Here is a 20,238-nt window from a genome sequence, read left to right on the forward strand (position 1 = left end):
CTTTCGATCCAAGCACCGACGTGGAGCCACCGGTCGAATGTGTGGTGAACAGCGTGCGTACGGGCGGCTGCTAGGTCACCCGCAGGGAGTCGTCGCGCTGCAGGACGAAGAAATAGGGCTTGTGGGAGTTCCTCAGGTCCATCGCCCCGATCACGGCGTCGTCGGACAGGCGCCGGAACACGTCGTTGATGGGCAGCTGGTCATAGACCATCGTCGCGGTATCGACGCCGCGGTAGCGGGTGGTCCGCAACCTGGCCTTGGGCGCGCGGGTTTGCAGTATGGGCCGTAATGCCGCGATCGGCGCCGACATCGACCGGTTCCTAAGCAGAGGGATCCTGGTAGACACCGCAAGGCCCGCGAAGGCCGGTGCCGGGTTGAGGGCCCACAGCGATGTGCCGTCACCGGCGGGGAACAACAGCGGGTGAACGGTCTCGCCGTCGACGAACTGTTTGCCCCACCAGCCACTGGCCGCCAGCAGGCCGTCCATCGGATGTCCGGTGGGCAATTCGGCACCGTGCCAGGTGCCGAGCATGAACTCCGGCTCGACGGCCTCGGCCGCGTCGAAGACGCCCAGCGCCTCACTCGTGGTCATCGGAACGGTGGGAAACAACTGCTGCAGCATGGACGCCACCATACTTGACACGTGTCAAGAATGGTGGCCGGTCGAAATGCACATCGCCCGGCCGGAGCGAACTCTGGCCGGGCGATAGTGCGTGAGATCAGGCCAGGACCGTGGCCGGATCGGTGAACGGCATGTCGAGGTCGGCAGCGACCTGCTCGGACAGCAGCGCGCCCTCGTGCGTCGAGAGGCCCTTGGCCAGTGCCTCGTCGGCCTCGCAGGCGGCCTTCCAACCCTTGTCGGCCAGCTTGAGCACGTACGGCATGGTGGCGTTGGTCAGCCCGAAGGTCGACGTGCGCGGCACCGAGCCGGGCATGTTGGCCACGCAGTAGAACACCGTGTCGTGCACGGCGAACGTCGGATCGTCGTGGGTGGTGGGCCGCGAATCCTCGAAGCAGCCACCCTGGTCGATGGCGATGTCGACCAGCACCGCGCCCGGCTTCATGTGGGCCACGGTCGAGTTGGTGACCAACTTGGGAGCCTTGGCGCCCGGGATCAGCACCGCGCCGATCACCAGGTCGGCCTTCTTGACGGCCTCCTCCAGTTCCAGTGACGACGAGTAACGGGTCTCGATGCTGCCGTTGTTCTCGTTGTCGATCTTGCGCAGCGTGTTGATGTTCAGGTCGAACACTGTGACGTGGGCGCCCATGCCCTTGGCGATGCGCGCGGCGTTGTAGCCGGCGACGCCACCGCCGATCACGACGACCTCCGCCGGTGCGACGCCGGGGACACCACCCATCAGCACACCGCGGCCGCCCTGCGTGCGCATCAGGTGGTACGAGCCGACCTGGGCGGACAGACGCCCCGCGACCTCACTCATCGGGGCGAGCAGCGGCAGCGCGCCGTCGGCGGTCTGCACCGTCTCGTAGGCGATCGAGGTGGTGCCCGAGGCCAGCAGCGCGTCGGTGCATTCCTTGGATGCCGCCAGGTGCAGATAGGTGAACAGCGTCTGGCCCTTGCGCATGCGCGAGTACTCGGCGGCGATGGGCTCCTTGACCTTGAGGAGCAGTTCGGCGTCGGCCCAGACCTGGTCGGCCGTGGTGACGATCTGCGCCCCTGCGGCCTTGAAGTCGTTGTCGGAGATGGCCGAGCCTTCGCCCGCGCCGGCCTGGATGATCACGTCGTGTCCGCGTCGGGTCAGCTCCGCCACGCCCGCCGGGGTGATCGCCACGCGGTACTCGTTGTTCTTGATCTCGGTCGGGACACCGACGAGCATGATCGCTCCTTCACAGTTTGGGATGCTGAAATAATTGTGAAGAACCTTCGGTTATTGAGCAATATCTCCGATAAAGATTCGTTACACTCGTCTAGTGGTGGAAGAATCATCAATATTACCCGGACGTGCGGCCCGTTCGCCGAAGGATGTTCGGCACGAACTCGATGAAGTGGACCGGCGCATCCTGCTGGCGCTACACGCCGATGCCCGCATGTCCAACAGCGCGCTGGCCGACGCGGTCGGTGTCGCCGCGTCGACCTGTCACGGTCGGGTGCGCAGGCTCCAGGAGATCGGGGTGATCCGGGGCTTCTACACGGACATCGATCCGGCCGCGGTGGGGCTGAGTCTGCAGGCGATGATCTCGGTGAGCCTGCAGTCGAATGCGCGGGGCAAGATCCGCAATTTCATCGCCCACATCCGCAAGCTGCCGCAGGTGATGGACGTGTACTTCCTGGCCGGGGGAGACGACTTCATCCTGCATGTGGCCGCTCGGGACACCGATGATCTGCGGGCGTTCGTGGTGGAGCACCTCAACGCCGACGCCGATGTCGCGGGCACGCAGACGTCGCTGATCTTCGAGCATCTGCGGGGAGCGTCACCGCTCTGAGGTCACCCCTCTGACGTCACCCCTCAGACGTCACTGCGCCCGCAGTACCAGCCCGTTACCGTCGGTGCCGGAGAGCTTCAGTTCGTCTGCGTCGATGGCGGTCTGGACCGTGCCCTTGAGGACCCGCAGCACGGCCTGCTCAACCTCACCGACCTCCGGTGCGCAGGCCATCCTGGTGGTGGCCAGCGGGCCGAACTCGATGACTGCCGGCGACCCGGAAACCGTTGCGTGGCCGGTGATCCGGTTGCATCCGGTCGAACCACTCACGGCACCGTCGTCCCCGATCGTCAGCGTGGGCTTGGACTGCTCGAGCGCGACCGAGCTGGTGACCGCCTGCGCGGACACCAGGCTGGTGACCTGCCAGGTGGTGCCGGTGAGCGGGCGATCGGGGTCGACCACCTTCTTGTCCCGCAACGTGACGGTCGCGGCGTCCGTGCGCAACGTGAGGGCATCGCCCGACAGCGACCAGGTGGGCTTGGCGTCGAAGAACTTCGATACCCAAGCGTCGGAATCGCCGACCGGTGGCGCGCAGGCCATCATCGTCATGGCCAGCTGCGTGGTGACCCGCCCGTCGGCCAGATTCGCGGTGCCCGAGCCGTGGTTGCAGCCGGCGAAGGTGCTGATTTGCGTCCCGTCGAATCCGACGGTCAACGGCCCACCGCCGGGGATCTGGTCGCCCTCGACCTGGACCGAGACAAAGGTGCGGCCGTTGAGGTCGTCGGCGTCGGCAGCCGCGTTGTCGGAACACCCCATGAACAGAAGGACAGCGACGGCGAACGGCACCAGCGGGATCAGACGCATGGGTCAACCGTAGATGGCGGATGAGTCCACGGGTTGGGCGCTCGCAATCAGGTTTCCTGACAGTCGGTTTCGTCGTCTCCCTCGGCAGGATCGTCGTCGGCCAGATATCTCTGGGGATGGTGGTGGTTGTTGATGCGGGATTGGCCGGTGTCCAGTAATGGCGGAGGGATCCATTCGCATTGGCCGTGGCTGTTGATGCGGGTAGTCCATTTGCCGGGGCCGACCAGTCGTTGGTCGGGCCCGCAGCCCAGGGCGAGTTCGTCGATGTTGGTGCGCCCGCCCTTGGCGAAGTCTTGTTGGGCGTGGTGGGCCTGGGATCGATTCGCGGGTGCGGTACAGCCGGGGCGGGTGCAGCCGCGATCCCGCGCGAACAGCATCAACCGCTGGGCCGGGGTGGCGATACGTCGTGTTCTGCCGAGGTGCAGCGGCAGGTTCGTGTGTTTGTCGTAGATGGCCAGGTAGTGCCAGGCGTGGGCGGCCAGGCGGATCACATCGGGGATGGACATTCTGGTGCCGCTGGTCGTCACTGCGGTCCCGGCCCCGGCGTGCAGTTCTTGCAGGGTGGTGGTGACCACGATCGAGACCGGTAGCCCGTTGTGCTGGCCGAGGTCTCCAGACATCAGCGCGTTGCGGGTCATGGTGAGCAGAGCGTCGTGGGTGCGCTGGGCGGGGTTGCGGGTGTCGGCGTCGATCTGTTCTTGCGTGGGCCTGCCACTGGTGCAGGGTTTTTCGTCGTCAGGGTTGCACATGCCCGGTGCCGCTGTTTTGGCGTTGACCGCGTCAAGGCCGGCGCGCAGCTCGGGGTTGATCCAGCCGGAGATGCGGGAGGATCCGTCGGGCTGTTGGGGGCCGATCATGATCCCGCGGCGTCGGGCGCACTGTTCGTCGGCGGGCTCAGGCCCGTCCTGATTCAGCAGGTAGAGGGCCTCGTTGACCGATTGCTGCAGGGTCTCGGGGGCGTTCTCGGCGGCGACGGCGACCAGTTTCTCCTCGAACCGGGACCGCGTGGGCGCATCGACCCAGGACGGGCATTTGCGAAAGAACGACTCGAGGATTTCGATGTGGTCGGCGCTGACCCAGCCGCCGGCCTGGGCGGCCGCGGTCGCTGCCCGCAGCGGCGGCAATGGCTCCCCGGAGATCGATGTCCGGGGAGCGAAGTTCAGTGCGTCGCGGTAGCGCCTGCGGGTCTCGGTCCCCGACACCCGCAGGCGGATACGCAGGGCTTCGGGCCAGGATTTTGCTCCGACCCGGGCCGGAGTGCTCTGCTCGGCCAATGCCGCGATCGCAGGGTGTTCGACGGTGGGGATCACGTTGCGGACGTGCTGTAGGCCTGAGCAGACATCCAGCAATTCGGCGGGGGACAACGCGGTGAACGGCAGCTCCTGCAGGTCGGCGACCGCGGCCGTCAACGCGGCGAGCTTGTCGGTCACCCCGCATTCCATAAATCGAACACTAGTTCGATACTCTGACAGCTTTGGCCGATTTGAGCCTGCAGTGACAAGAGAGGTCAAAGTTTTCTCGGACCGGCCCGGACATCGCCGACAGTGCTGGGCAGTAGGCTCCCAACCATGCGAGTTGGCGTTCTCGGGGCTAAGGGCAAAGTCGGCGCGACCATGGTGCACGCGGTCGAATCCGCGGAGGATCTGACATTTTCGACCGGGGTCGATGTGGGTGATCCGTTGACGTTGCTCACCGACACCAAGACCGACGTGGTCATCGACTTCACCCATCCCGATGTGGTGATGGGCAACCTGAAGTTCCTCATCGACAACGGCATTCACGCCGTCGTCGGCACCACCGGATTCACCTGGGAGCGCATCGAACAGGTCGAGGCCTGGCTCAAGGAGAAGCCCGAGGCCGCGGTGCTCATCGCGCCGAACTTCGCCATCGGCGCCGTGCTCTCGATGCACTTCGCCCAGCAGGCGGCCCGTTACTTCGAATCGGTCGAGATCATCGAACTGCACCACCCGCACAAGGCCGACGCGCCGTCCGGTACGGCCGCCCGCACCGCCAAGCTCATCGCCGAGGCGCGAAAAGGCATGCCGCCCAACCCGGACGCCACCAGCACCGGCCTCGACGGCGCCCGCGGCGCCGACGTGGACGGCGTGCCGGTGCACTCGGTGCGACTGGCCGGGCTGGTCGCTCACCAGGAGGTGCTGTTCGGAACCCAGGGCGAGACCCTGACCATCCGGCACGACAGCCTGGACCGGTCCTCGTTCGTGCCGGGTGTGCTGCTGGCCGTGCGCAAGATCGGCGAGCGGCCGGGTTTGACCATCGGCATTGAACCGCTGCTCGATCTGTCGTGAGTGACGGCGCGCGGTCGCTGCGCATCCAACTGGTGATCGGCTTCATGTGCCTGGCGCTGATCGCCTACTTCCTGATGCTGGGGCGCGCAGCGTTCGTGTTCATCGGCTCGGGGGAGCCGGCCGCGATCGGACTGGGCGTGGCGCTGTTGGCATTCCCGCTGATCGGGGTCTGGGTGCTGGTCACCACACTGCGCGCCGGCCTGGCGCACCAACGGTTGGCCCGGCTCGCGCGTGAGCAGGGCATGGAACTGGATGTCAGTGAGCTGCCGACGCGGCCGTCGGGGCGCATCGAACGCGATGCGGCCGATGAACTGTTCATGACCGTCAAGGCCGAACTGGAAGCCGACCCGGACAATTGGGTTCGCTGGTACCGACTGGCCCGGGCCTATGACTTCGCCGGTGACCGTGGCCGCGCGCGCGAGACCATGCGCACGGCAGTGCGGTTGCAGGAGCAGGCGTCGGCATGACGAAGACACTGCTGGTGGTGCATCACACGCCGTCTCCGGCGACGCGAGAGCTCCTGGAAGCAGTGCTGGCCGGAACGCGCGATCCGGACATCTCGGGCGTCACGATCGAATCGAAGCCCGCGTTAGCTGCGACCGTCACGGACATGTTGTCCGCCGACGGCTATTTGTTCGGTACCACAGCGAATTTCGGCTATATGAGCGGTGCCCTCAAGCACTTCTTCGATACCGTGTACTACCCGAGCCTCGATCACGTGGCCGGGCGTCCGTACGGGCTGTGGGTGCACGGCAACAACGACACCGTCGGTGCGGCGGGTGCGGTCGACAAGATCGTGACCGGGCTGGCGTTGGTCAAAGCGGCTGACGTGCTTGAAGTTACGGGTGTGGTCGACGCCGGAGTCCGGGAACGGGCTTACGAGCTGGGCGGCACCCTGGCGGCAACCCTGATGGAGTGATGGAGGGACGTAATGCCAGGAATCGCTGATCTCGCGCTGGGGGCGGCGCCCATCGCCGGTGGTGCGCTGTTGGGAGCGGCCGCAGGCAATCTCAAGCCACCGGACGTCCGCGGTTTGATCGCCAAGGATTTCGACCTGCTGGCCAAGATCCCGCCCGAGCAGACCGAGCGGCGAGCCCGGTTCCAGGCCAGCATCGACCGCCGCATCGACGAACTCATCGATGCCGGCGACCGCACCCGCGAAATCCGTGAGGCCGCGATGTCCTACCGCGGCAACTGGCGCGACATCCTGGTGTTCGTCTGTGCGCTGCTGTTCACGTTCATCTGGTGGAACGTCAGCCACAGCCGGCCGAACTGGACGCTGACCTTCGTCGTGATGATCATCGTTTCGGTGGCCGCAGCCATCTACGCGGGCCGTGGTATCGCCCGGGCGATCAACACCTACCTGCACCGCAACGACGAGAAACCGCGGGCCTGAGCGAACCTCAGTAGTGGTACGTGTCGGACGGGGCCGGCACGTGATCCGGATCGTCGCTGTACTCGGGTTCGTGGATGCCGTACGCCCTGGCCAGATCGAGGATCTTGTTGGCCCGGGCGATACGGGGTAGGTCCGACCCGTTGCGAATCTCCCCGCCGTCGCGCTGGAATTCGGCGAAAAACTCCTTGGCCCAGCTGATTTCGTCTTGAGACGGTGCCAGGCCCTCGTTGACCGTCGGGCACTGGTCAGGGGTCAGGCAGATCTTGCCGGTCATGCCGAACTCGGCCGAGACCGCGGTGGCCTCCGACAGCCGCAGGGCACTGGACCCCACTGTGGGGCCGTCGATGGCGCCGGGAAGCCCGGCGGCCTTGGCTGCGATGGTGAACCGTGACCGCGCGTATGCCAGAGTTGCCGGGTTGTCGCCGAAACCGGTGTCACGCCGGAAGTCGCCGATGCCGAACGCGAGCCGGAATGCTCCCTTGGCAGAGGCGATCTCGGTGATCCGTTCGAGGCCGCGCGCGGTCTCGACCAAGGCGACGATCGGCACATCGGGCAGGCGGCGGGCGGTCTCGGTGACATGGTCCACCGACTCGACCATGGCCAGCATGACGCCGCCGACCGATGTGCCGGCCAGCATCTCCAGGTCATCGGCCCACCACGGGGTGCCGAAGCCGTTGATCCGGACCCAGTCGCTGTTGTCGTCGGCCAGCCACCGCGTCACCTTCTCGCGCGCGGCGACCTTGTCCTTGGGGGCCACCGCATCCTCGATGTCGAGGACGACGATGTCGGCGCGGGAGCGTGCCGCGGGAGCGAACCGCTCATACTGTGCGCCGTTTACCAGCAACCAGCTCCGGGCCAGTACCGGGTCGATGCGAAATCCGGGCTCGGTGGGATGGGACTCATCGGAGAAGGGCTGGTCATACACGCCGTCAATCGTCGCCTACGGCCTATGCCGGGGCGAAAGCGGCCCCGAACACCCGCTCGGTGTTCTCCCAGTGCCGCTTTGCGGCGGCCTCGTCGTACACCGCCGCATGATCGGGCACCGCGAAGCCGTGTGCTGCGGGATAGAACTCGATGGTGTGGTCGACGGCGGCGCCGGACAGCGCGTCCTCCAACCTCTTGCCGTCGTCCTCGGTGAAGGAGGCGTCGTTCTCGGCTGCGGCCACGTAGACCACGGCCTGGATCTTGTCGGCCAGCAGGTGGGGGCTGTCCGGGTCGTCGGCGACTGCCAGCCGGCCGCCGTGGAACGACAGCGCGGCCGCGACCCGCTCCGGAACCCGGGTGGCGACGATCAGGGAGGCCCGCCCGCCCATGCAGTAGCCCGTGGTGCCGAACTTCTCCCCGGTGACATCCGGCCGGGCCGCGAGGTAGTCGAAGAACGCCTCGGCGTCGGCGGCGAAGACCTCCGGGGTGAGAGTGCTCATCAGCTCGAAGAGCTGCTTGCGCTGCTCCTGGTCGGTGAACACGGTGTTGAGGTCGAACGGTCCCCAGCCCGGGGTGCGGTAGTAGACGTCGGGTACCAGCACGACGTAACCGAATCCGGCCAGCTCGGCCGCCATCTCTTCCATGGTGGGTCGCAGGCCGCCGGCGTCCGGGAACAAAACGACCCCAGGCCAGGGGCCGTCTCCCTCCGGCGTGGCGACGGTGACGCGGCAGGTGCCATCAGCGGTGGTGATCGTGTCTGTGGTGGTCGGCATGGCTACCGTTCTACTCCCCGTGACGGCACGTAAGCTGAGGGTGTGCCGATCCAGACCCCCTACGAGGACCTGTTGCGGAAGGTGACCGAGCAGGGGGTGGTGAAATCCGATCGCACCGGTACCGGCACCCGCAGTCTGTTCGGGCACCAGATGCGTTACGACCTGGCCGCGGGCTTTCCGTTGATCACCACCAAGAAGGTGCACACCAAATCGGTCATCTACGAGCTGCTGTGGTTCCTGCGCGGAGATTCCAACGTGCGGTGGCTGCAGGAGCACGGCGTGACGATCTGGGATGAATGGGCCAGCGAGACAGGCGATCTCGGCCCGGTTTATGGCGTGCAGTGGCGATCGTGGCCGACTCCGTCAGGTGAACACATCGACCAGATCTCCAACGCCCTCGATCTGCTCAAGCGTGATCCCGATTCGCGGCGCAACATCGTCTCGGCCTGGAATGTCGGCGAGATCCCGCAGATGGCGCTGCCGCCGTGCCACGCCTTCTTCCAGTTCTATGTGGCTGACGGGAAGCTGTCCTGCCAGCTCTACCAGCGCAGCGCAGACCTCTTCCTGGGTGTGCCGTTCAACATCGCCAGCTACGCCCTGCTGACCCACATGATGGCGGCGCAGGCCGGGCTGGGCGTCGGCGAGTTCGTCTGGACGGGTGGCGACTGCCACATCTACGACAACCACGTCGAGCAGGTGGCCCTGCAGCTCGGCCGCGAGCCCCGGCCATATCCGGAACTCGTTCTGGCGCAGCGGGATTCGATATTCGACTACACCTATGATGACATCGCGATCGTGAACTACGATCCGCACCCGGCGATCAAGGCTCCTGTCGCTGTATGACCGATGATCTTCGAGCCCTGTCGATGATCTGGGCCCAGTCGACCTCTGGTGTCATCGGCCGGGACAACGACATCCCGTGGCACTTGCCGGAGGATCAGGCCCGGTTCAAGCAACTCACCCTCGGGCAAACCGTGGTGATGGGCCGCCTGACGTGGGAATCGTTGCCCGCCAAGGTCCGTCCGTTGCCTGGGCGGCGCAACGTCGTCATCACCCGCGACCCCGGGTACGTGGCGGAAGGCGCCGAGGTGCTCACCGGACTCGATGACGTCTTCCGGGGCTGGGTGATCGGCGGGGCCCAGATCTATGCACAGGCGCTTCCGCACGCCGTCCGGTGCGAGGTGACCGAGATCGACGTCGACCTGCCGGCCGTCGAGGGGGATGCGTTGGCGCCGATGCTCGACGACTCGTGGACCAAGACCACCGGGGAGTGGATGACCAGCAGCTCGGGACTTCGGTACCGGTTCTGCAGCTACGTGCGGGCGCGGTAGCCGGCGAGCCGGCGTACCTCGCTGTCGGGGTCTTCCGCGGCCAGCTTGTCGATCCGTTTCTCCAGGGCCTTCACCTCGTCGCTGTCGAGGTTGCCCGGGCCCATGGGGCCGATCAGATCGCAGATGACGATGACCGCGTGGCGACGGATCACCGGCTCGGCATGCTCGAGCCCCGGCCGGACGCCGGGGAGGTCGGCGAGGTCGAGCGTGCAATATCCGCGCCCCGGCTTCAGGTCCTCTGCCACGATCGCCGCGACGGCCGGATCGGCGAGCCCGGCGGCCAGCAGCGTGTAGTCCAGCGGCGGGTGCCCCCGCCCGTGATCGCGGAACGAACGGTACGGCGCGGCGACCGCGGCCGACCTGCTACCGGCAGGCAGTTCGGTGCGGGCCAACACCTCCAGGCCGACGCCGAGGCGGCCCAGGGCAGTCGACACCCAGTCGTGGGCGTTGCCGCGCAGCGGTAGCGCTGCCCACAGTGCGTCCAACACCTCGGGCGTCGCGATGTTCAGGTCCGCGAGGAGTTTGGCGCCCGTCCAGGCGGTCTCGGGGTGGCCGAGTGCCGCAATTCCGACCGGCACCGCAGCGGTACCGGTGTCGAGCAGGAGCTCGGTCGCGCGCTCCCGACCGAGTTCGGTGGGCGGCCCGGGGGCCAGACCGGCTGCTGCCGCCAGTGCGTTCACCCGTTGCTCAACCGGCATGGCCAGTACGGTTCGTTCGGTCTCGGCCGCTGCGACGTACTCGGGAAAGTGCCGCCGCAGTTCGTCGGCGGTCAATGAACGAACGAGAAGGTCCGCGTCCTCGTCGTCGAGGTAGACCACCGCATCGGCGGGCAGGGTTCCGTCGGCGATCAGCGTCGTGCGGGTTCGGGCGGCGATGTTGAGCATCGCCACGGCGAACCGGTCCCATTCCTGTTCCCACTGCGCGCGGGGCAGCCCGGTGACGGCTGCGCTGAGCCGCTCACCCCACTGCGAATCGGTGTCGGCCCACTCGTAGTGCTGGTATTCCCAGTCGGGCGGGCTGAACCGGCAGTCCGGGTCATCGACCGACTCCTCGGTGGCCAGCGCCAGGTTGGGGAGGTAGATCACCCCGGTGGTCTCGGCGTAGAACTCGCTGAACGCCGCTGCATACGGCGTCTCGGCGTCGGCCGTTTCGACCATCTCCCGGACCGCCGTCGCGGCGGCCAGGCTCAAATCCGTCTCGAACGCTTCCCAGTCGAACGCCACGCGGACCAGTATCGCTCCAATCCGCTCCGCTACTTGTCGGTGCCTTCGCTCCAATCCGCTCCGCTACTTGTCGGTGCCTTCGCTCCAATCCGCTCCGCTACTTGTCGGTGCCTTCGCTCCAATCCGCTCCGCTACTTGTCGGGCCCTTAGGGAACGATGGCGGGGTGGCCACACTGACTACGACGCAGGCCCGCCGCATCGCCATCGCCGCGCAGGGTTTTCACGAATCCAAACCCCGCGGGCCGGTCACCCGTGCGCATCTGCGCAAGCTGATCTCCCGGATTCAGGTGCTGCAGCTGGATTCGGTATCGGTGGCGGTGCGGGCGCACTACGCTCCCGTGTTCAGCCGGCTGGGACCGTACGACCGCGACGCATTGGACCGGGCGGCGTGGTCGCACAGCGCGCGTTCACCCCGGCTGCTGGTGGAGTACTGGGCACACGAGGCCGCATTGATGGCCGTCGAGGATTGGCCGCTGCTGCGGTGGCGCATGCGTGAGTACACCCACGGCCGGTGGGGCACCGAGATCGTTCGGAAGAACCCCAAGCTGGCCGAGGACATCGTCGCCGCCGTCGCCGAACTCGGGCCGTCGACCGCCGGACAGATCGAGGCCCACCTGGAATCGGAGCCGCGCGGCCGCAAGGGACCGTGGTGGGACCGCAGCGAGACCAAGTGGGTGGCCGAGGCATTGTGGTCGTCGGGTGTGTTGACGGCGGCGACGCGCGTGGGGTTCGCCCGGCACTACGACCTCACCGAACGGGTGCTGCCACCGGAGGTACTGGCCCGGGAGGTCGGCGACGAGGAGGCGGTGCGCGAGCTCGCGCTCCGGGCCGCCACCGCGCTGGGCGTCGGCACCGAGGCCGACATCCGTGACTACTTCCGGATGGGGGCCAGACAGGTCAAGCCGGCCATCGCCAAACTGGTGGCCGACGGCGAGCTGGAGCCCGTCGACATCGACGGAACCCCGGCGTATCTCCGCGCGGGCCAGGCCGTGCCGCGCCGTGACCGCGGGACAGCGCTGCTGTGCCCGTTCGACCCGTTGATCTTCTTCCGCCCCCGGGTGGAGCGGTTGTTCGATTTCCACTACCGGATCGAGATCTACACACCCGCGCCCAAACGCCAATTCGGTTACTACGTATGGCCGTTCCTGCTGGACGGTGAACTGGTGGCGCGGGTGGACCTGAAACGAACCGACGCGGCGCTGCAGGTGCCTGGCGCGTTCATGGAGAACGGCCAGGACCCCGCGCGGGTGGCGGAGGCCCTGGCCGTCGAGCTGAGGACGATGGCGTCGTGGCTGGGGGTGGGCGAGGTCGAGGTGGGGGGCCGTGGCGACCTCGCCGAGCCGTTACGTCGCCGGTTCCTCAGCTAGCTCGGGGACCCCGCGTCCTCGGATCATGTTGGTGACGAAGATGATCGCGCCGATCACGAGCCAGACGATGCCGCCGATCTTGGCCAGCGCGTCGGCGTTGATCAACACGTAGCCGATGATCAGGAAGCCGATGGTCGGCACCACGAGGTGCAGCAGGTAGTTCTTCGACTTCTGGCGCACCAGGTAGTACCAGATGACCGAGGCGTGCAGCAGGCAGAAGCCGAACAGCGCACCGAAATTCACCAGCGACGAGATCAATCCGATCTGACCGACGAAGAACAGCACCAGCACCAGGCTCAGGGCGCTGACCACCAGGATGGCTGCGATCGGCACCTTGCGGGAGCTGATCGTGGACAGGAATGCGGGCAGCTGGCGGTCGCGGCTCATCGAGAACAGCAACCGGCTGGTGGCGGCCTGGGCGGCCATCGCGTTGGCGAAACCGACGGCCAGCACGTTGACCACGAAGAACGCGTTCATCCAGCCGGTGCTCGACGCGGCCTGCACCAGCAGGAAGAACGCGTTGCCCACCTCGTCGTCGCTGAACGATTCGCGGCCGCCGGCCAGCAGGCTGGCCAGCCAGGTCTGGGTGATGAACAGGAACGCCACCACGAACAGGGCCACGATCATCGCCCGGCCGGCCGGGTTCTTCTTACCGGTCGATTCCTCGGCCAGTGTCGAGATGCCGTCGAAGCCCAGGAAGCTCAGCACCGCGATCGACAGCGCGGCCGCGATCAACGGTGCGGTGACCACCTCGGAGTTCCAGATCGGCAGCACGCTCCACCCGACATCGGGGAGTGACTGTCCGTTGATGGCGCGTACCGCGATGATCACGAACAGCACGACGAAAACCAGCTCCACGGCGAGAAATACGCGGTTGACGAGCTTGAGCGATCCCACGCCGAGCAGGTTGATGATCGTGTTCACCACCACGAAGACGATCGCCCACACCCAGCGCGGAGTGTCCGGGAAGAGTCCGACCATCGATTCGGCGGCGAAGACGTAGAGCAGTGTGGGGATCAACAGGTAGTCGAGCAGGATGGCCCAGCCGGCGAAGAAGCCCAGGCCGGGGTGGATCCCGCGGCCCACATAGGCGTACACCGATCCCGCCAACGGGAACGACTTGGCCATCTGGGAGTAGGCCAGCGCGGTGAACACCATCGCGATCAGCCCGATCAGGTAGACCAGCGGCACCATGCCCGACGCGCTGTTGTAGACCGTCCCGAAGATGGTCCACGGTGCGATGGGCACCATGAAGACCAGGCCGTAGACGATGAGGTCGGCCGTGGAGACGGAGCGGCTGAGTTCCTGCTTGTAGCCGAATGATTCGAGATCGCGTTGCCCTTCACCGGTGGTGAGATGGGCGGCGGCCGCTTCGGTTGCCATGGCGTTCCTGTCGGAGTCGAAGGGTCGGAGTCGAGGGGATGTAGGTCAGACCCGGGCGGCAGCGGCCAGATCGTGCTGATGCAGGAACTCGGCGATCACCGAGCGGAATTCCTCGGGTTTCTCCAGATGAGTGCAGTGGCTGGTGTCGGGGAACACGTGACTGCGGGCGTCGGGAATGAGGTCGGCATAGGGCTGCCAGGTCGCCGGGGTGGCCTCGTCGAACTCGCCGGCGATGACGAGTGTCGGGGCGGTGACCGACGGCAGCCGGTCGATGATGCTCCAGTCGCGCAGAGTTCCGATGACGTGAAACTCGTTGGGGCCGTTCATGGTGTGGTACACCGTCGGCTCGGACTCCATCTGGGCCACGGTGTCGGCGAAGTCCTTGGGCATCGGCTCGACCCGGCAGACGTGGCGCCGGTAGAACTCCTCCGTGGCGGCCAGGTATTCGGGATCGGTGACCGTGCCGTCGGCCTCGTGGCGATCCAGCGCGGACTGGACCTCCGGGGGCAGTTGGGCGCGAAGTTCGGCGGCGCCCTCGACCCACAACTGCATCGAGGCGGGGGAGTTGCAGATCGACAGCGAAGCCAGTCCCTCCGGGACACGGACGGCGATCTCGGCGCCGAGCATGCCGCCCCACGACTGACCGAGCACGTGATACCGGTCGATCCCGAGGGCCTCGCGGACGGTGTGGAACTCGTCGACGAAGAGCTGCGGTGTCCAGAAACCGGCAGGGGCGTCGGGCAGGTGTGTGCTCTTACCGCAACCCAATTGGTCGTAGTGGATGACGGTGCGGCCGGTCTCGTCGGCCAGGGCGGCGATGTTGGCGACATAGTTGTGGGCCATGCCGGGGCCGCCGTGCAGGACGAACAGAGGAAGGGCGCCGGGGCGTGCGGATTCCGGGGTGGTGATCTGGACCCAGGTCTCGTGGCCGCGGAAGGCCACCGTGCGGGTGGAACAAGGCATGGCGGACAGCATGGACCAATAATGGTCTCGTAACAAGACCATTAATCAGAATTTAATGTGAGCCGTCGATATTGTGTGCCCATGGGGAATCCCGAGCCGCAGACGACAGAGCCCGTGGGCACCACGCCCGGGTTGCTCGAGCGCGAACTCGAATCCTCCTCGCGGGTGGACGAGATCACCGACCGTCTCGTCACCGCATTGGCGATCGGCGAATACCTGCCCGGATCCCGCCTGCCTGCCGAGCGTGAACTCGCGGCGTCCCTGCGGGTCGGGCGGATGACGGTACGAGCGGCCCTGTCCAGGCTGGTCGAGCTGGGCTTGGTGGAGACCCGGCGCAGCGGCCGTGGCGGCGGCACCTATGTGCTGCAGCAATGGCCGGAATCGTCGACCGCCGCCGTCGGGCGCACCCTGACCATGCGGCTCGATGAACTGCGGGACCGCTGCGACGCCATCTGCCGCATCCACGGTGCGGTGTGCCGTGCCGCCGCGGAGTCGCGCACCGATCGCGATCTGTCCACGCTGCGGGAACGGCTTGAGGCCTACCGTTGCGCCGAGAGCGGTCTGGCCGCCCAGCAGGCCGACAGCGCGTTGCACCTGGCGATCATGGACGCGGCCGGCAACACCGTGCTCAAACAGATGCTGCTCGAGTTGGAGGCCTCCGTGAGCATCGCCGCACCGGCCCACCTCTGGGGTGAATCGGCGACGATGCGCGAGATGGAGCTGCGGGCCCTACGGGAGCACGAACATCTGATCGATGCGATCGCCGGGCGTCGCGGGGACGACGCCGAAGCGCTGGCGCGCGCACACCTGGCGATCGACTTCGAACACATCACGGCCGCGATGCGGCGCGCCGGAGGCCCGGCCTAGCCGAGGAACCTTTCGCGGTAGTCGCGGAATCGCTCGGCAAGGGCGGCCGGATCGAGGTTCAGGTTCGCCGCGTCGTAGATGACCCCGCCGTAGCGTCCGCGCGGGTGTTCGGTGAGGAAGTCGGTCATCGCCGCACGTACGCCGTCACCGAACGGCTGGTCGGCGAGTCGGTAGATGTCGGCCAGCGTGGCCCGCTCGTCGGCCATGAAGTCGTCGAACCGGACGTCGATGGATTGCCCGGCGGGCAGCACATCGCGGTCGCGGATGCAGCCGGCGAGCAGATCGTCGATGCGGTTCAGCCAGTGCCCGGTCAGCTTCGCCACGTCGGGCTGCGTCACGGCCATGCGGGTCGCGTAGCAGATCATGGTCATCATCGACAGCGTGACCTCGACCGGATCGCGATGGGTGACAACGAAAGTCGCATCCGGGAACGCGCCGGCAAGGGTCGGGAACTGCTCCAGATGCTGTGGTGATTTGAGCACCCAGCGGGTTCCGCCGCGCAGCCACTGCATCGCCTGCAGGCTGCGCTTGACGTAGGCATAGGACGCCGACTGGTCGTGTGCCTTGTAGTGAGTGGTGAAACTCGGCACGTAATAGGTGGTTTCGAACAGCATGCCCGAGATGTCGTTGGCCAGGAGCTGGATCTCCTCGTGCGCGTGCTCGACGGTCATGTCGTGCATGCGGCGGAACTCCGGCATCGAGGTGTTCACCAGTTCCAGGCCGGCGGCACAGCGATCGCGGCGCGGTTCGGGTGTGTCCTCGCCGGGGCCGGGGAGCGGTTCGAGGCTCTCCCAATAGGGCAGGTAGCGCAGAGCGGGATCGGCGGCGAGGAGGTTGTGCAGATGCGTGGTGCCGGTACGGGGGAGACCGCAGATGATGATCGGTCGTTCGATCGCGATGTCCTCGATCTCGGGATGATCGGCGATCAGCGCCTCCAGCCGCAGCCGGTTGACCAGGTTGCCCACCAACTGCTCGAACGCGATCGCGAGTCCCGTATCGGACAGGCCCGCCTCGTCGCGCAACGCGGTACAGAGCACGTCGAGACGTTCCCGGAACGCCGGGTCACCGAAATCCTCCAGCCCGGTGCGCTCGGTTGCGGCTGCCAGCAGCGCGCCCGGATCGAGATCCAGATTCGCGCCGTAGGCGGCCAGCCCATCGCGGATGGGTTGGGCTGCAGGGGGATACACCGGATTGGTCAGATCATCGAACCGGATCGGCGCCGGACGTTGCATGCTGGTGGTCACAGGGCCGCGACCTCGGCCACGTCGACGACCCGGCACTGCGGATGCGCCGGGGTTTCCTCGGGCAGGAACCAGCGCAGCCAGATGAGTCCCTTGGATCTCCCCGCCGTCGACACCCAGTTCGGGTGACCGGGATCCTTGTCGCTGATGACGATGCGCCAGGATCCGTCCGGTTCGTAGGTGACGTGGGCGCCGTTGATCGTGACGCGTTCGTGGGTGTAGTCGTAGGTGTGCAGGAACGGATTCCACAGGCACAGGTTCCAGAACACGCAGTCCGGTGAGGTGCCCTCGATGATCAGGGCCTGATCGGGTGCCAGTTCGTAGGCACCCATCGCGTAGGCCGCGTCGGCGGCCGACCACCCGTAGGCATTCTGGGGGACCGGGAACGGCGGGTGCAGCTGGTTGGCGGGCTCCACCTTGGTGGGCAGGAACGAAACCTGTTCGTGCAACCAGCTTCTGGCGTACTGGAAGCGCCGGGCCAGCTCGGCTGCGCTGTCGGAGCGCCGGGCCGGCGGGTCGAGCGTCTCGATCCGCCACTGTGGCCGGCGCCCGGTGGTGGGATCGTTCAGATAGTCGCGGGTCAAGGCGAATTCGGTATCGGCGTCGAGCTTGAGCCAGGCACCCGGCTGCGGGTCGGGACTCATGACGAACTCGAAGTTCCCGTCCTCGTCGAACTCGAGATCACGATTGTTGATGGTGCCGACGATGCGGTCGCTGTAGCGGCCTTCACCCGGTCCGCCGTAGACCGTCATCGACAGGTACACCGCGTCGCCGCGGTTACCGACGACACGGTAGGTGCGGGTCGGGTCCAGCGGGGCGAGCTGATAGAAGGCGTCGGAGTTGTCGCCGCCCCATTTGAGGTAGGGGCTGATGACGTCGACCAGGATCGGTTTGTCGCGATCGCCCCACACGTACGCGTCGACCGCGACGCGCAGCACGCTGAACGCCAGCCGGTATCCGTCGAGCAGATCGGGCTCACTGAGCGCTGGGTCGGCATCGAGCAGTTTCTGCTCGATGCCGCGCACCTCGTCGAGCAGCCCGTTGAACGCCGCGGACAGCTCGGTCGTGTCGGTCATACTTGGTCCTTCCTTCGGGGGTGGGTACGTCCGGCTCCTTCGATCAGCAAGGAGCACAGTCGATCTGCGGTGGCATCGACGTCGACATCCGGTTCCATGTGGGCGGTGTAGAACGCGGTACCGAGTACTGCCTGATAGACCATGTCGACGTCGACATCGGGGTGGACCCGGCCCTGTTCCACGCCGGAGGAGACCAGAGACCGGAAGGCGTCCTTGGTCCGCGCATCGAGCAGTTGCTGGGTTCGGATGTGCAGTTCTGGGTCGCGGCGGCGTTCGGTGAGGATGCCGAGTGCGGCGGCCTCGACCACCGGGTCGCGCCAGAAGGTGAGTACCGCGCTGGCGAAGGCACGCAGGTCGGTCTCGAAATCTCCTGATACCGAGAGGAGTTCGCCGCCGGGCGGCTGGCCGAATGCGGCGTCGAAGACCAGGTGGGCCTTCGACGGCCAACGCCGGTAGATGGTCGGCCGGCTGACACCCGCCTCGCGCGCGATGGCCTCGATCGACAGCTGGTCATAGCCGTCACCCGCCAACAGGCGGCGGGTGGCGCCCATGATGTCGCGCTGGGTTTGTGGATCACGCGGCCGTCCGGGGCCTGTGAGCGAGGACACACCATTAAGTTACGATGTGTCACGTAATTGAGTCAAGGATCGATTTGGGCGTAACCCGAGCCGCGGATCAGATCATCTGCAGTGCCGCGAGGTAGAGATCGGTCGAGGCGAAGGCATTGGTGGGCTTGATGCGCTTGTGGGCGACCCCGCCGAGGCGCCGCTCGGAGAAGATGATGCGGCCGTCGGGGCTGAACCCGATCTCCAGTTCGGTCGCCACCCCTGTCGCGCTGAGCAGAGGGTGCTCCCACACCATGGTGCGGTACTCCGCGTTGGGTCCGCTGTCGAAGATCAAGTCCCAGTCTTTCTCATTTGCGCGTTCTCGGACCAGATCCAGCATCTCGTAGTGCACGGTCGCTCCTCTCGTGTTCGCTGTCGTTCGGTATCGTGGAGATAGGTTGTGCCGCAGTGATTTCGGCGGGATGTTCACCGGGTCGCCGGCCTGTCGGCCCTCCCAGTGTGGTGCAATCGGCGTTCGGCGTCTGTCCGCTGATCGGCCCTGCGTCAGGGCCAGTCCGGGATCCGCCGATCGGGGGACAGCGGGGACGAAATGGCCGCTGCGCCATGTGCGGAGAGGACTGTCTCAGGAACTCTGGGCGCGGTCGTACTCGGCTGCACTGGAGAAGGCGAGCGCCACGGCACCGGCCACGGCGGCGATGAAGGCGATGGTCACCAGCCAGCCGTATCCCGGTCGTGAAACGTCGCCGAGCAGAACCACCCCGACGATGCCGGGGACCACGGTTTCGCCGACCACCAATGCCGCCGCGACCCCGTTCACCGACCCGACCTGCAGTGCGACGGTGAACAGATAGAACCCACCGAGACCGGCGACCAGGATGGCCCACAACGCCGGGTCGGCGATCAACACACCGACGTCGAGGGGCTCGAGACCATCCACGACTCGCACCGCAACCGCCATCGCCCCATAGAGCACACCGGCGATCAGGCCCGCGGGCACGGCGGCATTCCGCCCGAGCAGCCGGACCAGCGTGGCGCCCAGGCCCAGGATGACCGCCGAGACCACGAGCACACCCCAATGCATGATCGCGCCGGGGTCGCGGTCACCGAGGCGTCCCGCGGTGGCCCCCAGGATGCACAGCGCGACAAGAACTATGGCAATCGCGGTCCAGTCGCGCCGATGCAGCCGGACGTGGAGCACGAAGATGCTCAACACCGCGGTGACCACGAGGTTGGCGCTGATGATCGTCTGCGACAGGAACAGTGGGATCAACCGGGCCGAGACCAGGCTGCCCGCGAAACCAACGAGGTCGAGCGCCATTCCCACGATGAAGATCGGCGCGAGCATGGCGGCGATGGTCGACCGCAGGGTCGGGCCGGCCTGCGCGGTCTCTGCCGCCCCGACGGAATGCCGTGCGGCATACGACTGCAGAACCGAGGCTGTGCCGTAACCGACGCACGCGAGCAGCGCGGCGGCCACGCCGATCAGCACTGCGAACCGTCTTGGTGTGCCCGTGCGAACGGGACGGCGCGGGACATCACGCGATTGTAGGCGGCGTAATCCCAGCCCAAGGTGGTGAAT

General features: G+C 66.7%; 23 protein-coding genes. 9 read left to right on the forward strand and 14 right to left on the reverse strand.

The window, feature by feature from the left end; translation table 11 throughout:
- Window positions 1-70 precede the first annotated feature (70 nt).
- Window positions 71-622, reverse strand: coding sequence for a DUF4334 domain-containing protein (locus TX88_RS14565; RefSeq protein WP_044519407.1), 552 nt, complete (start codon window positions 620-622; stop codon window positions 71-73).
- A 97-nt stretch (window positions 623-719) separates the two neighbouring features.
- Complete coding sequence (gene ald, locus TX88_RS14570) at window positions 720-1,835, reverse strand: alanine dehydrogenase (protein ID WP_044517725.1); 1,116 nt, start codon at window positions 1,833-1,835, stop codon at window positions 720-722.
- Window positions 1,836-1,929: 94 nt separating this feature from the next.
- Here ald and aldR point away from each other — a divergent pair, with 94 nt between their 5' ends.
- Complete coding sequence (gene aldR, locus TX88_RS14575) at window positions 1,930-2,442, forward strand: HTH-type transcriptional regulator AldR (protein WP_044517726.1); 513 nt, start codon at window positions 1,930-1,932, stop codon at window positions 2,440-2,442.
- A gap of 30 nt (window positions 2,443-2,472) precedes the next feature.
- Here the strand turns inward: aldR and TX88_RS14580 are convergent, their stop codons facing one another.
- Both TX88_RS14580 and TX88_RS14585 read right to left on the reverse strand, forming a co-directional pair.
- On the reverse strand, window positions 2,473-3,243 hold the full coding sequence (locus TX88_RS14580; RefSeq protein ID WP_110917946.1) for an META domain-containing protein: 771 nt from the start codon (window positions 3,241-3,243) through the stop codon (window positions 2,473-2,475).
- A 47-nt stretch (window positions 3,244-3,290) separates the two neighbouring features.
- Entirely contained in the window at window positions 3,291-4,673 is a 1,383-nt protein-coding gene (locus TX88_RS14585) for an HNH endonuclease signature motif containing protein (RefSeq protein WP_244438424.1), read from the reverse strand.
- Window positions 4,674-4,811: 138 nt separating this feature from the next.
- Here TX88_RS14585 and dapB point away from each other — a divergent pair, with 138 nt between their 5' ends.
- Genes dapB through TX88_RS14605 form a run of 4 tightly spaced genes read left to right on the forward strand, consistent with a single transcriptional unit; the run spans window position 4,812 to window position 6,945 of the window.
- Window positions 4,812-5,549 (forward strand): 4-hydroxy-tetrahydrodipicolinate reductase, encoded by a 738-nt coding sequence (dapB, locus tag TX88_RS14590; RefSeq protein WP_044517730.1) that lies wholly within the window; start codon window positions 4,812-4,814, stop codon window positions 5,547-5,549.
- Window positions 5,546-6,016 carry a hypothetical protein gene (locus TX88_RS14595; RefSeq protein WP_044517732.1) on the forward strand — a complete coding sequence of 157 codons (471 nt, stop codon included), beginning with the start codon at window positions 5,546-5,548 and terminating at the stop codon, window positions 6,014-6,016. The genes dapB and TX88_RS14595 overlap by 4 nt, the downstream gene beginning before the upstream one ends.
- Entirely contained in the window at window positions 6,013-6,468 is a 456-nt protein-coding gene (locus TX88_RS14600) for a flavodoxin family protein (RefSeq protein WP_044517734.1), read from the forward strand. Before TX88_RS14595 ends, TX88_RS14600 begins: the two co-directional genes overlap by 4 nt.
- Before the next feature lie 12 nt (window positions 6,469-6,480).
- Window positions 6,481-6,945 (forward strand): hypothetical protein, encoded by a 465-nt coding sequence (locus tag TX88_RS14605; protein ID WP_044517736.1) that lies wholly within the window; start codon window positions 6,481-6,483, stop codon window positions 6,943-6,945.
- A 7-nt stretch (window positions 6,946-6,952) separates the two neighbouring features.
- Here the strand turns inward: TX88_RS14605 and TX88_RS14610 are convergent, their stop codons facing one another.
- Window positions 6,953-7,870: an HpcH/HpaI aldolase/citrate lyase family protein gene (locus TX88_RS14610; RefSeq protein WP_044517737.1), complete on the reverse strand. Its 918-nt coding sequence runs from the start codon at window positions 7,868-7,870 to the stop codon at window positions 6,953-6,955.
- Window positions 7,871-7,892: 22 nt separating this feature from the next.
- Window positions 7,893-8,642 (reverse strand): dienelactone hydrolase family protein, encoded by a 750-nt coding sequence (locus TX88_RS14615; RefSeq protein WP_044517739.1) that lies wholly within the window; start codon window positions 8,640-8,642, stop codon window positions 7,893-7,895.
- Between the two features lie 42 nt (window positions 8,643-8,684).
- Between TX88_RS14615 and TX88_RS14620 the strand changes: the two genes are divergently transcribed.
- Complete coding sequence (locus TX88_RS14620) at window positions 8,685-9,485, forward strand: thymidylate synthase (protein WP_044517740.1); 801 nt, start codon at window positions 8,685-8,687, stop codon at window positions 9,483-9,485.
- The gene (locus TX88_RS14625; RefSeq protein WP_110917947.1) at window positions 9,482-9,973 is read left to right on the forward strand and encodes a dihydrofolate reductase; all 492 of its coding nucleotides are present in this window, start codon (window positions 9,482-9,484) and stop codon (window positions 9,971-9,973) included. Before TX88_RS14620 ends, TX88_RS14625 begins: the two co-directional genes overlap by 4 nt.
- On the opposite strand, the gene TX88_RS14630 is transcribed toward TX88_RS14625, so the two are convergent.
- Window positions 9,955-11,196, reverse strand: a complete 1,242-nt coding sequence (locus TX88_RS14630) for a DUF4303 domain-containing protein (protein WP_044517742.1) — start codon at window positions 11,194-11,196, stop codon at window positions 9,955-9,957. The genes TX88_RS14625 and TX88_RS14630 overlap by 19 nt on opposite strands.
- Before the next feature lie 164 nt (window positions 11,197-11,360).
- On the opposite strand from TX88_RS14630, the gene TX88_RS14635 reads away from it, so the two are divergent.
- Window positions 11,361-12,563 carry a winged helix-turn-helix domain-containing protein gene (locus tag TX88_RS14635; RefSeq protein WP_044517744.1) on the forward strand — a complete coding sequence of 401 codons (1,203 nt, stop codon included), beginning with the start codon at window positions 11,361-11,363 and terminating at the stop codon, window positions 12,561-12,563.
- Here TX88_RS14635 and TX88_RS14640 read toward each other — a convergent pair.
- Window positions 12,540-13,946 carry an APC family permease gene (locus tag TX88_RS14640; RefSeq protein WP_044517745.1) on the reverse strand — a complete coding sequence of 469 codons (1,407 nt, stop codon included), beginning with the start codon at window positions 13,944-13,946 and terminating at the stop codon, window positions 12,540-12,542. The two genes, TX88_RS14635 and TX88_RS14640, sit on opposite strands and share 24 nt — an antisense overlap.
- Window positions 13,947-13,991: 45 nt before the next feature.
- Window positions 13,992-14,921: a proline iminopeptidase-family hydrolase gene (locus tag TX88_RS14645; protein ID WP_044517747.1), complete on the reverse strand. Its 930-nt coding sequence runs from the start codon at window positions 14,919-14,921 to the stop codon at window positions 13,992-13,994.
- A gap of 69 nt (window positions 14,922-14,990) precedes the next feature.
- On the opposite strand from TX88_RS14645, the gene TX88_RS14650 reads away from it, so the two are divergent.
- On the forward strand, window positions 14,991-15,776 hold the full coding sequence (locus TX88_RS14650; protein WP_044517749.1) for a FadR/GntR family transcriptional regulator: 786 nt from the start codon (window positions 14,991-14,993) through the stop codon (window positions 15,774-15,776).
- Here the strand turns inward: TX88_RS14650 and TX88_RS14655 are convergent.
- From TX88_RS14655 to TX88_RS14675, 5 genes are all read right to left on the reverse strand, one after another.
- Window positions 15,773-17,020 carry a sulfotransferase family protein gene (locus TX88_RS14655; RefSeq protein ID WP_084621911.1) on the reverse strand — a complete coding sequence of 416 codons (1,248 nt, stop codon included), beginning with the start codon at window positions 17,018-17,020 and terminating at the stop codon, window positions 15,773-15,775. The two genes, TX88_RS14650 and TX88_RS14655, sit on opposite strands and share 4 nt — an antisense overlap.
- Entirely contained in the window at window positions 17,017-18,093 is a 1,077-nt protein-coding gene (locus tag TX88_RS14660) for a DUF1214 domain-containing protein (protein ID WP_044517750.1), read from the reverse strand. The genes TX88_RS14655 and TX88_RS14660 overlap by 4 nt, the downstream gene beginning before the upstream one ends.
- On the reverse strand, window positions 18,090-18,701 hold the full coding sequence (locus tag TX88_RS14665; protein WP_044517752.1) for a TetR/AcrR family transcriptional regulator: 612 nt from the start codon (window positions 18,699-18,701) through the stop codon (window positions 18,090-18,092). Before TX88_RS14665 ends, TX88_RS14660 begins: the two co-directional genes overlap by 4 nt.
- Window positions 18,702-18,768: 67 nt before the next feature.
- Complete coding sequence (locus TX88_RS14670; RefSeq protein ID WP_044517754.1) at window positions 18,769-19,050, reverse strand: hypothetical protein; 282 nt, start codon at window positions 19,048-19,050, stop codon at window positions 18,769-18,771.
- Window positions 19,051-19,281: 231 nt separating this feature from the next.
- A complete protein-coding gene (locus TX88_RS14675) occupies window positions 19,282-20,148 on the reverse strand; it encodes a DMT family transporter (RefSeq protein ID WP_044517756.1) in 867 nt (288 codons plus the stop codon).
- Window positions 20,149-20,238 lie beyond the last annotated feature (90 nt).

The organism is Mycolicibacterium septicum DSM 44393 (genome assembly GCF_000455325.1).
GTDB classification, from domain to species: Bacteria; Actinomycetota; Actinomycetes; order Mycobacteriales; family Mycobacteriaceae; genus Mycobacterium; species Mycobacterium septicum.